Origin of the sequence: Nostoc sp. NZL, assembly GCF_015714705.1 — a bacterium.
Lineage (GTDB): Bacteria > Cyanobacteriota > Cyanobacteriia > Cyanobacteriales > Nostocaceae > Nostoc > Nostoc foliaceum_A.
Map to the genome: position 1 here is coordinate 1 of NZ_WBKL01000132.1, position 14,761 is coordinate 14,761.

Annotated in this window: 13 protein-coding genes and 1 CRISPR repeat array; of the genes, 8 read left to right on the top strand and 5 right to left on the bottom strand. The window is 41.9% G+C overall.

The annotated features are described in order from the left end of the window. A CRISPR array of direct repeats spans positions 1-1,897; the repeat unit is 37 nt; unit sequence ATTGCAATTACCTAAAATCCCTATTAGGGATTGAAAC. 371 nt (positions 1,898-2,268) lie between these two features. The 4 genes from folE to F8R90_RS18935 all read left to right on the top strand — a co-directional run bounded on the left by folE (position 2,269) and on the right by F8R90_RS18935 (position 4,944). Beyond that, entirely contained in the window at positions 2,269-2,919 is a 651-nt protein-coding gene (folE, locus tag F8R90_RS18920) for a GTP cyclohydrolase I FolE (protein ID WP_190892103.1), read from the top strand. Between the two features lie 259 nt (positions 2,920-3,178). Beyond that, entirely contained in the window at positions 3,179-3,670 is a 492-nt protein-coding gene (locus F8R90_RS18925; protein ID WP_196511953.1) for a DUF4174 domain-containing protein, read from the top strand. A 96-nt stretch (positions 3,671-3,766) separates the two neighbouring features. Beyond that, positions 3,767-4,438: a glutathione S-transferase family protein gene (locus F8R90_RS18930; RefSeq protein ID WP_196511954.1), complete on the top strand. Its 672-nt coding sequence runs from the start codon at positions 3,767-3,769 to the stop codon at positions 4,436-4,438. Between the two features lie 149 nt (positions 4,439-4,587). Continuing rightward, positions 4,588-4,944, top strand: coding sequence for a hypothetical protein (locus F8R90_RS18935; RefSeq protein WP_190892109.1), 357 nt, complete (start codon positions 4,588-4,590; stop codon positions 4,942-4,944). A gap of 88 nt (positions 4,945-5,032) precedes the next feature. Here F8R90_RS18935 and F8R90_RS18940 read toward each other — a convergent pair whose 3' ends face one another. The 3 genes from F8R90_RS18940 to F8R90_RS18950 form a co-directional block, all read right to left on the bottom strand. Continuing rightward, positions 5,033-5,389 carry a cupin domain-containing protein gene (locus F8R90_RS18940; protein WP_196511955.1) on the bottom strand — a complete coding sequence of 119 codons (357 nt, stop codon included), beginning with the start codon at positions 5,387-5,389 and terminating at the stop codon, positions 5,033-5,035. Continuing rightward, positions 5,386-8,301: a glycerol-3-phosphate acyltransferase gene (locus F8R90_RS18945; protein WP_196511956.1), complete on the bottom strand. Its 2,916-nt coding sequence runs from the start codon at positions 8,299-8,301 to the stop codon at positions 5,386-5,388. Before F8R90_RS18945 ends, F8R90_RS18940 begins: the two co-directional genes overlap by 4 nt. 175 nt (positions 8,302-8,476) lie before the next feature. After that, positions 8,477-8,653, bottom strand: a complete 177-nt coding sequence (locus F8R90_RS18950; protein WP_230966429.1) for a hypothetical protein — start codon at positions 8,651-8,653, stop codon at positions 8,477-8,479. 300 nt (positions 8,654-8,953) lie between these two features. On the opposite strand from F8R90_RS18950, the gene gatA reads away from it, so the two are divergent. Further along, on the top strand, positions 8,954-10,414 hold the full coding sequence (gene gatA, locus F8R90_RS18955) for an Asp-tRNA(Asn)/Glu-tRNA(Gln) amidotransferase subunit GatA (RefSeq protein WP_196511958.1): 1,461 nt from the start codon (positions 8,954-8,956) through the stop codon (positions 10,412-10,414). Positions 10,415-10,516: 102 nt separating this feature from the next. Here the strand turns inward: gatA and F8R90_RS18960 are convergent, their stop codons facing one another. Next, a complete protein-coding gene (locus F8R90_RS18960) occupies positions 10,517-10,978 on the bottom strand; it encodes a helix-turn-helix domain-containing protein (RefSeq protein WP_196511959.1) in 462 nt (153 codons plus the stop codon). Between the two features lie 578 nt (positions 10,979-11,556). Here F8R90_RS18960 and F8R90_RS18965 point away from each other — a divergent pair. Further along, positions 11,557-12,183 carry a PadR family transcriptional regulator gene (locus F8R90_RS18965; RefSeq protein WP_196511960.1) on the top strand — a complete coding sequence of 209 codons (627 nt, stop codon included), beginning with the start codon at positions 11,557-11,559 and terminating at the stop codon, positions 12,181-12,183. A gap of 56 nt (positions 12,184-12,239) precedes the next feature. On the opposite strand, the gene F8R90_RS18970 is transcribed toward F8R90_RS18965, so the two are convergent. Beyond that, positions 12,240-12,926: an HAD family hydrolase gene (locus F8R90_RS18970; protein ID WP_196511961.1), complete on the bottom strand. Its 687-nt coding sequence runs from the start codon at positions 12,924-12,926 to the stop codon at positions 12,240-12,242. 204 nt (positions 12,927-13,130) lie between these two features. Between F8R90_RS18970 and F8R90_RS18975 the strand changes: the two genes are divergently transcribed. Then, positions 13,131-13,904, top strand: coding sequence for a glucosamine-6-phosphate deaminase (locus F8R90_RS18975; protein ID WP_196511962.1), 774 nt, complete (start codon positions 13,131-13,133; stop codon positions 13,902-13,904). Continuing rightward, complete coding sequence (locus tag F8R90_RS18980; RefSeq protein WP_196511963.1) at positions 13,876-14,097, top strand: hypothetical protein; 222 nt, start codon at positions 13,876-13,878, stop codon at positions 14,095-14,097. The genes F8R90_RS18975 and F8R90_RS18980 overlap by 29 nt, the downstream gene beginning before the upstream one ends. Positions 14,098-14,761 lie beyond the last annotated feature (664 nt).

A 14,761-nucleotide genomic window follows, 5' to 3' on the forward strand; every position in this document is an offset into this window, starting at 1 on the left:
ATTGCAATTACCTAAAATCCCTATTAGGGATTGAAACCACAAAAAAACGCAGCACTTCAACCGGTTTACCCAATTGCAATTACCTAAAATCCCTATTAGGGATTGAAACTTATTTTATTGACATAATAAGAACTATCTCTTAAATTGCAATTACCTAAAATCCCTATTAGGGATTGAAACGAATCGCTTATTAAAACTCAAGATGTAGAAGTAATTGCAATTACCTAAAATCCCTATTAGGGATTGAAACTAAATTCAAGCTTCCCTCTCTACCCACTCTGCATTGCAATTACCTAAAATCCCTATTAGGGATTGAAACGGAGCGTGGTTTGCAAGGTGAATTAATTAGATTGATTGCAATTACCTAAAATCCCTATTAGGGATTGAAACGAATGGTACAAGAGTTTTACTTCTCCCCCTCTCGATTGCAATTACCTAAAATCCCTATTAGGGATTGAAACGGTAAAGTTTTGGTGGAAGATGTCACCAAAATCGAATTGCAATTACCTAAAATCCCTATTAGGGATTGAAACCATTATTTTAAATACCTTACTAAATCAGGGTTACAATTGCAATTACCTAAAATCCCTATTAGGGATTGAAACCTGAGAATCTTCAAGTATTTCATGACTCGATTGGATTGCAATTACCTAAAATCCCTATTAGGGATTGAAACCAAAATGATAACGCCACAAATATCGAGTGGAATTGCAATTACCTAAAATCCCTATTAGGGATTGAAACCACCACATTGATGGCAACCAATACAATAATGCCATTATTGCAATTACCTAAAATCCCTATTAGGGATTGAAACTTGACGGCAAGGTAAGCGACTTGGTACAAATGGCATTGCAATTACCTAAAATCCCTATTAGGGATTGAAACGTTTTAAAATCCTGATTTGAGTGTGATGTGTAAAATTGCAATTACCTAAAATCCCTATTAGGGATTGAAACCAGTTAGCAGCAAGTATTTATGTTTCCCAGTACCAATTGCAATTACCTAAAATCCCTATTAGGGATTGAAACGCTAGTCCTACTGCTTACCTAGCATAGGATTTAATATTGCAATTACCTAAAATCCCTATTAGGGATTGAAACTTTTGATTCTCCATCCATTCACTTATAGATTTACCATCAGATTGCAATTACCTAAAATCCCTATTAGGGATTGAAACAAAGTATCACTAAGATTAAGGATTGTTAACGTCAATTGCAATTACCTAAAATCCCTATTAGGGATTGAAACAAGTTCAAGGACAATTATCAATTGAATTTTGGTATATTGCAATTACCTAAAATCCCTATTAGGGATTGAAACTTATGACGGCGTTTACTAATGGGCATATAAGTAATTTTATTGCAATTACCTAAAATCCCTATTAGGGATTGAAACAATTTCTACGTAAGAAACAGTAAAGCCCCCAACAGATTGCAATTACCTAAAATCCCTATTAGGGATTGAAACCTTTCCATACCTTGTATTGTTTCTGATGCGGTTGAATTGCAATTACCTAAAATCCCTATTAGGGATTGAAACGCCAGCTTCACCAGCTATTCAAATCCTGGTAACATTGCAATTACCTAAAATCCCTATTAGGGATTGAAACTTAGCAGTGCGATGCCTGTCCAGCACTGCTAAATTGCAATTACCTAAAATCCCTATTAGGGATTGAAACGGGAAATTAAATATTTCTCTTTCTTGGCGACAAGAATTGCAATTACCTAAAATCCCTATTAGGGATTGAAACCACTATCCAGCTACACGATACATTAAAAGAACAAAATTGCAATTACCTAAAATCCCTATTAGGGATTGAAACTTTAAGTGCTTCTAGCGGTGAACCAGCTAAAACATATTGCAATTACCTAAAATCCCTATTAGGGATTGAAACGAATGTATGAGGCTAGAGTTTCGGGGCTGCTACCAAATTGCAATTACCTAAAATCCCTATTAACCCAAGTTGCTAGTTATCAAAAAACGCTTCTTTTTTAAATACAAATATCTAAAATTTAGTATCTAAAAGTACTAAAAAATGGAGTTTTTGTATCTTTTTGATACCATTATGTGACACTAACTAGCAACTTACGTTATTAGGGATTGAAACCCGGTGTAATATCTGGCACATCCTTCTTAAGCTGACAAAATGTTTGGTATGATTAAGAAGTGTAAAGTTATGTTACACTCAGTTACGAGTTAGGAGTCGAGCGCAACCGACATCTGACAACAGGCCAATTTATCAAACATTCCCATAGAACTCAGAAAATGACTCTATCGATTCGTCCCGATCTAACTTCTGCCGATCAGGTACTGTCATCTTTAGCGACTGGGCAACAGCAAACTGTAACAGAAGCTCAAATGATGCAGGCTGTGCGTACTTTGCTGATTGGATTAGGAGAAGATCCAGACCGCGAAGGACTAAAAGATACTCCGAAAAGGGTGATGAAAGCCTTACAGTTTCTCACAAAAGGGTATCACGAATCATTGGATGAACTGCTAAACGGAGCAGTATTTACAGAAAATGCCAATGAAATGGTATTAGTACGGGACATCGATATTTTCAGTTCCTGCGAACATCATATTTTGCCAATTATTGGTCGTGCTCATGTTGCTTACATTCCTAATGGCAAAGTAATAGGATTATCTAAGATTGCCCGTATTTGCGAAATGTATGCACGACGTTTACAAGTTCAAGAACGTCTGACTGTACAAATTGCTGATGCCTTACAAGGATTACTCAAACCCCAAGGGGTTGCAGTGGTAATAGAAGCAACCCACATGTGTATGGTGATGCGCGGTGTGCAGAAACCCGGTTCTTGGACTGTTACTAGTGCAATGCGCGGTGTTTTTGCAGAAGATGTGCGGACTCGTGAGGAATTTATGAATTTGATCCGACACAATTCTAATTTTCATTAAATAGCTTTGGTTCACATAAATGTAGAGATTTGACTATGACCAGTTTTTAAACTGGCGTTTTCCCCTCAAAATCCAAACAGTTTTGAGGGGCAAACTTTGGGGTTTTCAGGCTAGATTTTGATAAACCGTCAGCCTGCTATAGTTTGAGTAATTCTCACCTATCTACTTACCTAATACAAAGATAAACTATCAGTAGATAGAGTAAAAGCGGAGAAAAGAATGATAGCTTGAGAGCAGATAAAACAGATAAAAAGCCATTGTGAATAATTCAGCATTAATTGCCCTTACCCTATTAGCGTGTATAGTCCTGTCGCCAGTTAGAAAAGCTGATATTGTCCAAGGTTCAACCAATCATGCTATCAAAATGTCTTCATTTAACCTCAGTTCCCAAAAATGGAAAAATCGCGTGCTATTAGTCTTTGCGCCGTCTGTTGATAACCATACCTATCAGCAGCAAATGAAACTATTACAAGAACATAACAGCGGTTTTGCGGATCGGGATTTGGTTCTCGTTCAGGTTTTGGCAACAGATGAAAGCTATGCCAACAGACAGCCAATAGATGAGTCTTCTGCTGCCAAGTTGCGTGATCGTTTTGGGGTTGACAAAGAAAATTTCCGTGTGATTTTGGTGGGCAAAGATAGTGGTGTTAAGCGCAGTGATGATACACCAGTAAAGGCTACAGCAATTTTTGAGGAAATTGACGCTATGCCCATGCGTCAGCAAGAAATGCAAGAGCGAGGCAGAAAGTAACTAGAATTGCTGTAGTTAAGACTCTCTAATATTTTCTTTAGTTGAATGACTAGCTTTGAAAAAGTTTTGTCAAGTTTTTTATAGCAGAATAATCTGATGATCACTGTCCACCACTTGAACAACTCCCGTTCCCAGCGTCTGCTTTGGCTGCTGGAGGAACTCGGCATAGAGTACGAAGTCAAGCGCTACGATCGCAACCCGAAAACCATGTTAGCACCGGCATCGCTGCGCGAGGTACATCCACTCGGTAAGTCGCCAGTGATTACCGACGGTGCCCTGACCCTGGCCGAATCCGGTGCCATCATTGAGTATCTGGTCGAACGCTACGGTAACGGGCGGCTGATTCCTCCTCCGGGTACGCCGGAGCGACTGCGCTACACCTATTGGCTACATTACGCGGAAGGCTCGGCTATGCCTCCACTGCTGCTGAAACTCATCTTCGACCAAATCGAAAAGGGGCCAATACCGTTTTTCGTGCGGCCAATCGCTCGGGCCATCGTCAGCCGGGTCAAGAACTCATTTATTGAACCTCAGATCACGCAGCACCTAGATTACCAAGAGGCGGAACTGGAGAAAAGCACATGGTTCACTGGCAATGAATTCACCGCAGCTGATATCCAGATGAGCTTCCCCCTGGAGGCAGCAGCCGCGCAAGCAGGACTGGATGCGAAGCGTCCGAAGCTCATGGCTTTCCTAGATCGCATTCACACGCGTCCGGCCTACCAGCGTGCGCTGGAGCGTGGTGGTGCTTACGAACTGAGCTTCTGAGTTCAGTGACCTGTAGTTAGAGCATTGACCAACAAGCAAGAGAGAAACCACCGGATGGTACAACTCGTGATATTCCTGTTAGGCTTTACTTGCACTGTAAGATTTAATCGGATAACCTGAGCGATCGAGATTGTTTTCTAAGAAAATCAATGAACAAATTCATACTGAGTTTGCTTTCTTCTCCTGTGCTGATTAGCTCTATTCTCTCTATGGGAGTAATGCTCAATCAAGCACAAGCTATGGAGCCAGAACTAAAAACCAACACCACAGACCGTCTATCTTGTATACGCAATAAACATAAAGTGGGTTTAGTTTGTGCAAGGGCTTCGGTATTAGCTCAAATTCCTAACTATCAGCGTGAAATAGAGTTTTCTCAGGAAAATTCTCCTATGCTGGAGTTCAATGTCGAGGAAAGCGATGTGGCAGTCACCTTATTTAATTGCGATTGTCCTGCTTGTATAAATTCTTTACGTCAGATGCGCGGCGTGACACCTTTGGTATATTAGAATTTTACAAATTTTTCTTTGTTTATAAGCAACATCCGCAAACTTTTGTGAGGGCATAACAATGTTGTGCCCTCACTGTATCTTGTATTCAAAATAATGACGCTGATTTTTCGACTCGCAAACCAAAGTAGGTCAAAACAAGCTCAACTGAGCCACTATTGACAACTTCATGTACTTCTCCCGGTTCTATCGCCACGCAGTTTCCCGGTAGTAGGGGGTATTCTTTACCATCAATGTGAATTAATCCCGAACCAGCTTCCACAAAGAATACTTCGCACATATCTTGATGCGCGTGTGCTGGTGCAGTTTGTCCGGGAGCAAAACGTGCTTGAGAAAAGTTAGTCAGGTGAGGTAAATCGCCGAAGCGTAGCATCACCTTTTTTTTGATTTCGGCATTGTGAGAAACAGATTCTTCTGGCAGGTCTTTGAGGGAAGTAGTAATCATTCGGGTCTCAAATCGTTAGATAATTCCACGATACCCCTAGACCCATCAATCCTTACCCGTTGACCATCTTGCAAAAGCCATGTAGCGCCTCGAACATCCATCACAGCAGGAATACCATATTCACGAGCCACGATCGCACCATGAGAAAGCCTGCCTCCAGCTTCCGCAATTAATCCTCCAGCCCTTAATAACAAAGGTGCCCAGCCGGAATCTGTGTAAGGCACTACCAGAATTGTATCTCGATCAATATCTGGGATGTCTTGTAAATTTCGCAACACCTTCACCCTGCCTTCAGCTTGTCCGTGACTGGCTCCAATCCCTTGTAAGATTTGATCAGAGTAGAGTGCAGAGGGAGCTAAGGGGTGAGGAGGTGTATTGCCGTAGACTAAAAGGGGTATTTGAATGATCTCACTATCTTGGACGAATTGCGATCGCCTCAATTCCACTAACTTATCCAACTCCTCAATTAACCTAGAATCGTCACCCACAACTAAATGCCGCACTTCATCAAAGTTTAGAAAAAAGATATCTCCTGTTTTCTTGAGTAAACCGGACTTTAACCAAATCTTCTCTAAAGCTACAAAACTCCAACGCAATTCAGCCAAAAGCCGGGAATAAACTTCGGTAACTCGTCCTTTGATATCCACACGCCGTTGCACAAAAGAGCGTTTGCGCTTACCAGCAAAGATGCTATTAATCGCGTCTTTAGCGCCTGATTGTGGTTCGTTACCTTGCATTAACTGCACAAACATTTGCTTAATCATCTGGGGATTTTCCCGCCAAGTGGGAACGGAAATATCAGTTCCCACTTCACTTAAATAGCCGTAATCCTGAAGTAATTCGTCAAATTCTTGCAGGATCTTCTTTCCCTCTGGGGTTTGCTTTAATTGCTCAAATACTTGCTGCGGCTCAAACTCAAGCAATACTTGTTTGGCATCTGTGGCTATTGCACTCAGCGATCGCAATGCGGCTACCTCTGGAGTCACGCTATTATCAATTTGCCCATCCTTCACCCGAAAAATCGCCTGCCGGAGGGCAGCACTTAAGGGAGCTAAAATGCTGTAATACGTTCCTCGATGTAGCAACTCTAAAATCAAGTCAATTCTTGCCAACAGCTTGGCTGGTTCCAAGTTATCTATATCTTCCTGCGCCAACTCCGATAACCCAGGAATGAACCGTTTGTGATAATCTTCCTTGAAGTCTTTTTCTAAACTTAATTCCCGCCTCAGCAACTTCCCTAGTCCTGGCAAATTTTCCCAAGTTGACTGCAAGGATGGCTTACTTAATTTAGCTCCTCTAGTTAAAAATTCCAGACTTTCCGGCGGCAATCCCATGCGGGTAAAGATGTTCCCTAAGAGGGATGCATTAAAGTAGGCTCTAGAATAATGCAGAGTTGCTGTTTCGGCAAAATCTAACCCCAAGGCGCGATCGCCTAAAACTAGAGTAAAAAATTCTCCCCAAACTCCACAAGTTAATGGACGATTAATCGACCATGTTAAGGGGTGAATTACTCCGGGGATCACTTCAGCGGCAATTTTGCGTGTCCAGATGGGCAGTAGAGTGGTGATCGGTCGAGATTGCAATACCCAGAGTGTTTGGCCGTCGTAACTCCATTCGATATCTTGAGGAGTGCCATGATAACGTTTTTCGAGTCGATAAGCTAAGTATGCAACTTGCTTAATTAATGCTTGTGGGACTCGTCCTTGACCCTCTAATTGTACAGAAGAAGAATTTTCTGTTTCAATGACAAAAGCGCGATATTGTTCTGGTGTGACTTTTCCCGAAACGACTTGCGTCGGGCTGCCTGGAAGGGCTTCAATGATGATCGCATCACCTTGCTGAGTAATGGGATCGCGGCTGAAAGCTACACCAGAATATACACTTTGGACTTGTTGTTGAATCAACACAGCCATTGCTGAGTCATTTAAGCCGCGATCGCGCCGATATTGCACAGCAGATGGATGATTGTAGGAAGCTTGAACTTGAGCGATCGCTGACTGCAATGCCTCTGGGCTGGTAACATTTAAAATTGTTTCATACTGCCCAGCAGCCGAAGCCTGTTCTGAGTCTTCTCCAATGGCAGAAGAACGTACCACCAAGGGAGATAATTTTGATGGCTGGAGAAATTCTGTCAACAGGTTAGGATCATCAATCGGGGCCAGTACCCACCCTTTCGGGACTGGATAGCCCCAGCGCTTAATTTGAGATAACGTAGCCGCCTTTTCTCCGACAATGGCAGCATCCAACTCTTCATCTAAAGAAACCATCGTGCGTTGGCGTAGCCCGTCGTAGACATCGCCGCGTAAAAATTCCAACATCGCTTGCGATTCTGTTTGTGCCTCTTGGGCTGGCAGATTCATATCATCAGGAATTTTAGTATAAATCCAGCCCATTAAACCAGCTAAGGCGACAGCAGCAAGCATTCTTGGGTAATCGCTAATATGCAGAACTATCACAAACAGAGGAAAGAGAAGCAAAACCCCAAATTTGACTAGCTGTCTTGATTGCAGAATTGTAAAGCTAATACCTGCAAAGAAGGATACAAATATTGCCACAAGTGGATCATGTACGACAAATCCCCAGACGACATTTGTCGTACCTGCCCCTCTGCCTATCCAGTATCTACCAATTACCAGAGCGATGAGAGCGATCAATTCCCAGAACGATCCCTCTGGGAAGAAAACGCGGGTGAGTAAGACTGCCGCAACTCCTTTAAAAGCTTCTGACAAAACTGCCAGAATTCCTACAAACTTACCGCCATGATAAAAGGCAGCCGATACACTAATATTTCCTGTACCAACTTGTGATAACTGCTTCCGCTTGAGGGCGTAAGTTATCCATGCGATCAGGGGTAATCCGCCCAAAAGGGGGCAGATAATTAAAATAACTAAGACACCCCAAGGTTCAAACATTCTGGATTTTGGATTTTAGATTTAAATTTTCCATCTAAAACCTCAAATCTAAAATCTAAAGTTTTTCTGAAATTTTTGATGGTTATTAGGGCGTTTTTATTTACTAGTTACTGAATGGACACTTGGCTACGACGGAAACCGTTTTTGCCAGTGCCCTTCTAGGTTACTAATGGTTTTAGTTTAGCGCATAGGCAGCTTGCAGCGCCCAGATTATGAGAGCAACGATCGATCCCAGAAGCAACACGGTAGAGATAGTGACTACTTTTGGGGAATCTGCACCCTCAAATTTCATAATTCCGCGATTTAAGTCGGACATAGCTTTGTAATCCTCTTTTGTTGGAGCATGAAACATTTGTCCGTTTTGATTGTAGTCCCTCTATTTACGGATGATGTTAAATTCCTAATATTATTTTGTTTCTGCTTGGCAATTTTTCCATCACCAAAATTGCTTAGTTCTTGGGAGGTATTAGTTGTATTTATACAAATGTGGGAGTCGGGGCAGGGAGCAGGGAGCAAGGGAGAAGAGTTTTCCCCTCTGCAACCCGCCCCCTGCCCCTCTGCCTCTTTCCCAATGCTTAATCCCTAATCCCCCATACCCAATATCGACCAATATGTACTAGAATCAATGACTTGAGTCACAAAGAGAGCAATCATGGCATCCATCCGCGAGTTGCACCAACAGCTGGTTAAGAAAGAACGTTCTGCCGTTGAAATTACCCAAGAAGCTTTAGAGCGCATTCAAGCGTTAGAGCCGAAATTGCACAGCTTTTTATGTGTGACCGCAGAACGGGCATTAGAGCAGGCGGGTGCTGTGGATGCCAAAATTGCTGCGGGAGAAGAAATTGGGCTACTAGCAGGCATTCCTGTGGGGATCAAGGACAATTTATGTACTAAGGGGATTCCTACCACCTGCGCCTCTCGGATTTTGCAAAATTTCGTGCCGCCTTATGAATCAACAGCGACGCAAAAACTTGCAGATGCTGGCGCGGTAATGGTAGGCAAAACCAACTTGGATGAGTTTGCGATGGGTAGTTCCACAGAAAACTCTGCCTACCAAGTCACGGCTAATCCTTGGGATTTGTCACGAGTTCCAGGTGGTTCTTCGGGGGGTTCTGCGGCGGCGGTGGCGGCTCAAGAATGTGTAGTTGCTCTCGGTTCTGATACTGGTGGTTCGATTCGGCAACCTGCATCTTTTTGCGGTGTGGTGGGAATGAAACCGACTTATGGTCTGGTTTCTCGTTATGGTTTGGTGGCTTACGCTTCGTCTTTGGATCAAATAGGGCCATTTGGAAACACAGTAGAAGATGCTGCAATATTATTAAGTGCGATCGCAGGTCACGATCCCAAAGACTCTACCAGCCTCAAAGTTGCCATTCCCAACTACGCCGCCAGCTTAAAACCAGACTTCAAACCCAGAGGTCAGCTAAGAATTGGCATCATTAAAGAAACTTTTGGTGAAGGTCTGGACTCTGTTGTGGAACAAGCTGTTACCAAAGCAGTAGACCAACTACAAAGTTTGGGAGCAGAAATTCATATAATTTCCTGTCCCCGCTTTCGCTATGGCTTACCCACCTACTACATCATTGCTCCATCAGAAGCGTCAGCAAACCTAGCTCGTTACGATGGCGTTAAATATGGTTACCGTGCCCCTGATGCCGATAATCTGCTATCGATGTACACTCGCACCCGTGCCACTGGTTTTGGTACAGAAGTCAAACGCCGGATTATGATCGGCACTTATGCCCTTTCGGCTGGCTATTATGATGCCTACTACCTGAAAGCGCAAAAAGTCCGCACCCTGATTAAGCAAGACTTTGAAAAGGCTTTTGGCGCGGTTGATGTGTTAGTTTGTCCCACATCTCCCACGACAGCATTCAAAGCAGGGGAAAAAACTACTGACCCCTTGAGTATGTATTTAACTGACTTGATGACTATTCCTGTGAATCTTGCTGGTTTACCTAGTTTAAGTTTGCCATGTGGTTTTGATGATCAGGGGCTACCGATAGGATTACAGCTAATTGGCAATGTGCTGCGAGAAGACCAACTGTTTCAGGTAGCTTACGCTTATGAGCAATCTACTACTTGGCATCTGCGTAAACCACAAATATCTTGAAAATGGTCATTGGGAAGAGACAAGGAAGAAACTTATTCAATAATTCTCTTTTGTCCCCCTGCTCCCTGCTCCCCTGCTTCTTCCCCACTCCCTGATTACTATTCACTGATTAGTTACCATTGACTGTTGACCATTGACTGCTGGAGTCAGGGATTCAGATGCAATTTGCGGTGGATTAAGTGTATAGAAAAGGCCAGCAGATGCAGCTACTAATAATAGAATGTAGGTGACAACAAGCGGTATGTATGTATTGGATTTGTTGTCTGAACTCTTATGGGCATTATTGGAGTCTTGGCGGACTACATTGCTGCCTATAAGAGCATGTGATAAAGCATTTCCATCCAGTCCTAAAGCATCTCCATAGCGACGGATCAATCCTTGAACAAAAATAGGCTCAGGCAATTCTTCAAATCGTTCTTCTTCTAAAGCTTGCAAAACACCTGCTCGAATCAGTGTTTCAGCAGCTATTTCTTCTATGCGTATGGATTTTTCTTGTCTTACTTGTCGCAAGTGTGTGGTTATTTCCTTTAGCTGCTCTACTTGAGCTTGGTTTAAGAGCGTCACAGTCTTCTCCTGTATGGGCTAATTCTACTATTCATATAGTGAGAAGACTTCAAATTGCATACGTATTTTTACTGAATAATTGATTTTAGGGTAAAATTTTTTGAGAATGCTTGAAATCTAGATACAAAAATGCTAGAGCTACTCATTCTAAGTAATTTCCTTGTTAATATAGACACTTTAATATTCAATAAAAAGTTAGGGCAGGGAAGTTAATAAACTGCAACTTTTAATACAAGTATTTTCCTAACTGCTACTCTGGTTTGGGATAATTGCAGCGATCGCTGTTACCAAAAGAGGGAGTGGGGAAGAAGCAAGTGAGCACGCAAAAAAGGTAATTATTTAACGTAACGCGGAAGTCCCCACCAGTAAACTCAGCGAGTTCCTCACGAAACTCGCTGGTCTTCAAAACCGTGCTTAATAGTTTCCCATTACACGGCTCCTCAATGACTCGGCACGTTGTCATGTGTACTTCACAACTGAACCATCATCAGTTGTCTTTTCATCAAAATTCTATTCCGATATATCGCGATATATTGTGATATATCGTATATTAGAGAAAGTTGATTTGAGATTGATTTATGTTTAGACACTTTCGATCGCGCTTTGGGACACCTGCATGGGCAGGAGTTAGCGAAGATGATTCATTGTTTGTCAAGTCTTGGTTTGGGCATGGCAAGCATCATAGTAGAGATCATGACAAACACTTTGGCAATGAAATGTTTGGTCGTGGTTGGGGAGATGAATATCGGACTCGTCGGGGTGACATCAAGTTCATCCTGCTGGAATTGTTATCCGAGCATCCTAGTCATGGTTACGACCTGATTAAAGATGCGGAAACTCGTTATGGTGGTTTCCGTCGCCTCAGTCCTGGCTCAGTGTATCCAACACTCCAATTGCTGGAGGAAGGTGGTTATCTTAAGAGCGCCCAGGAAGGTGGCAAGCGGATTTACACGATCACCGATGAAGGTAGACAACTACTGGCAGAACGTGCCCAACAAGAAACTTCAGATTCTCCTTGGGATACTTTCAAAAGTTTCGTGAAGGGTAAGCCCCAAGAGTTTATTGAGTTGCGAAATGCTGCAACAGAATTAGCTGCTGTTGTGGTGCAGGTTGCTCGTAGTGGTAATATGGAGCGAATAAATCGGGTGCGTGAGCTTTTAGAGCAAGTTAAACGGGAAATTTACGCGATTCTTGCGGAAAAATAAGTAGAGACGGGTTAGCAAATTCGCGTCTCCACTCTCGATGTTCTAAGATTTTGCGCTTATAAGTTAGAAGCGATCGCACTTAAATCTTGTTCAATAAGTGAGTTGAGCAATGTCCACAACTGCAAATCAGTAAAATCTGGAATTGCCATAAATGCGCCGATTTCCTGTAAAACTTGGGGATCGTGGGTTGACGCTATACCAATAGTGCGGATATCTGCGCCCACCGCCGCCCGAATTCCAGAGGGAGAGTCTTCTAAAGCGATCGCTTCTTCTGCTGTAATCCCCAACTTATTCAGGGCAACTTGGTAGGGTGCAGGGTCGGGTTTACCTGCAATACAATCATCCGCTACAACAACTGTATGGAAAGCTTCTTTGATTCCCAAAACGTCTAGCATAAATTCTGCATTTAATCTAGGGGCATTAGTAACTAATGCACGTTTTAAATTATGTGTATCTGTCCATTCTAATAGTTCAGAAAATCCACTCAACGGTTTTAGATGAGGGGCGAGTTTGCGGAAAAGCGCCTCTTTTTTGTCTGCAAATTTTTGTCCTTCTACTGTTGATAATTGTGGCAGAATATCCTTAACAATTTCTGGATTTAGCCGCCCACTAATTCGGGATTTATAAAATGTTTCGTCAATGTTTATGCTGTAATTTAACAACATTTCCTGCCAAGCTTGGTAGTGTATGGGGTCAGTGTTAACAATAGTGCCGTCTAGGTCAAAGAGAATTGCAGTTAGCATGATTGTTTGGTAATATGTAAATAATTGTTAACTTAATTTAAATAGTTTACATCGTTTTTTTGTCCTTAGTGATTGTTCCTTGGTTAATACAGGGCAAAAAGTCGCGCTAAATCCTAAAATGTATATTGGATAAGCCATGTAAAGGCAGACAGGTAGAGCTTCTCAACAAAGTGCCGTATAATTGATAACCTTCTGTGTAAGCAAATGCTAGCCGCTACAAACTTTTTTCGCGTTGATGATTTACTAGTGCAGATTTACAACTCTGAAGTCGAAATGGCCCAGGATGTTGCCGAAATCGCACAAAAGCATTTACAGCAAGTTCTCAATCAACAAGATACAGCCGCTGTATTGTTAGCAACAGGTAACTCCCAACTCAAATTTCTCGATGCTTTGATTGCATTGGGTGGTTTAGATTGGTCACGAATTATTCTGTTCCATCTAGATGAGTATTTGGGAATTACTCCTGACCATTCTGCGAGTTTCCGGCGCTATATGCGAGAACGTGTAGAGAAGCGGGTTGTTCCTAAGGAATTTCACTATATAGAAGGTGATACACCGCAACCAGTAAACGAGTGCGATCGCTACACTAAACTACTGCAAGCACAACCAATTGACTTATGCTGTCTTGGTGTTGGTGAAAATGGACATTTGGCTTTTAACGATCCAGCAGTAGCAAATTTTCAAGATCCTTACAGTGTGAAACTAGTGAAACTAGATACAGTGAACCGTCAGCAACAAGTAAGCACAGGTCACTTTCCGAATCTAGAAACTGTCCCCCAGTATGCTTTTACTGTCACCATCCCAACGATTTGTTCAGCTAAAAAAATTCTCTGTCTTGCTCCAGAAAAACGTAAAGCGAATGTAGTGAAAGAGATGTTGCAAGGAGCTATAAGTACAAACTGTCCGGCTTCTATTCTCCGTCAACAACCTCAAGCGACGTTATTGTTGGATGTCAATTCTGCTAGTTTGCTGTCGTGAAGAGGGATTGAGGACTCCAATTCAAGCGATTAGGCAAACGGCGAGTTACAGCACTTTGCAACTAAATGAGGTACAAAACCAAGAACTCAAAACAGAAATTATTATTCTTTCTCCTGCCTCAAAATCTGTGAGTTTGTACTTCATGCAAACAAAAACTGCTGTATATGACGGCTGTGCTGCCTTAATAGCATAAGATCCTTGTGCTTACCCTAATTTTTGAGCAAATTTATACCATTAATTTTCTAATGTTAAATACTTGGACAAAATTGTTGTAATTATGTTTATTATTTCTAGATTTAAGAAATTAGAAAACTACTAAATTTTTAAATGATTGGTAATTTTGAAATTTTCTATAATTCTTTGTAGCGTCCATCTTGTCTATTTACCCATAATCTAGTAAGACTTCGGTCTATAGCCATATAATTTAGTTCTATCTAGTTAGGCTAATTAGTTAAATAATTGTAGATATTTAAAAGCATGGCTTAGAGATTGTCTCGTCAAGAGTCTCCGACTGGGAGGGCTGCCGCCTCTTGAATTGCGGCAGCAGCCCAATGATGAGCATTTCCCTCCTCTGGCTGGAAACAAGGCTTTAAAGGAGTTTTAGTTTAAGTTGCCACCAATGGGTACTGCCGTATCCCTATACGTCACGATATGTTGTAGCGCATCTGAATGGGAAACGCTATAAATATAAAAAAGTCCGCTTTCGCGGACTTGACTAAGGGCTTCTGTCACTTTTTTCGGCTACAATCATGTATGAATCATGATGTTTTTATTGTTGTTTATCCGCCAAAAAAAATCAAGTTACCTGAACTATTTTAATAGACATAATTACTTGAATTATATCTTTTTTCAGGTAC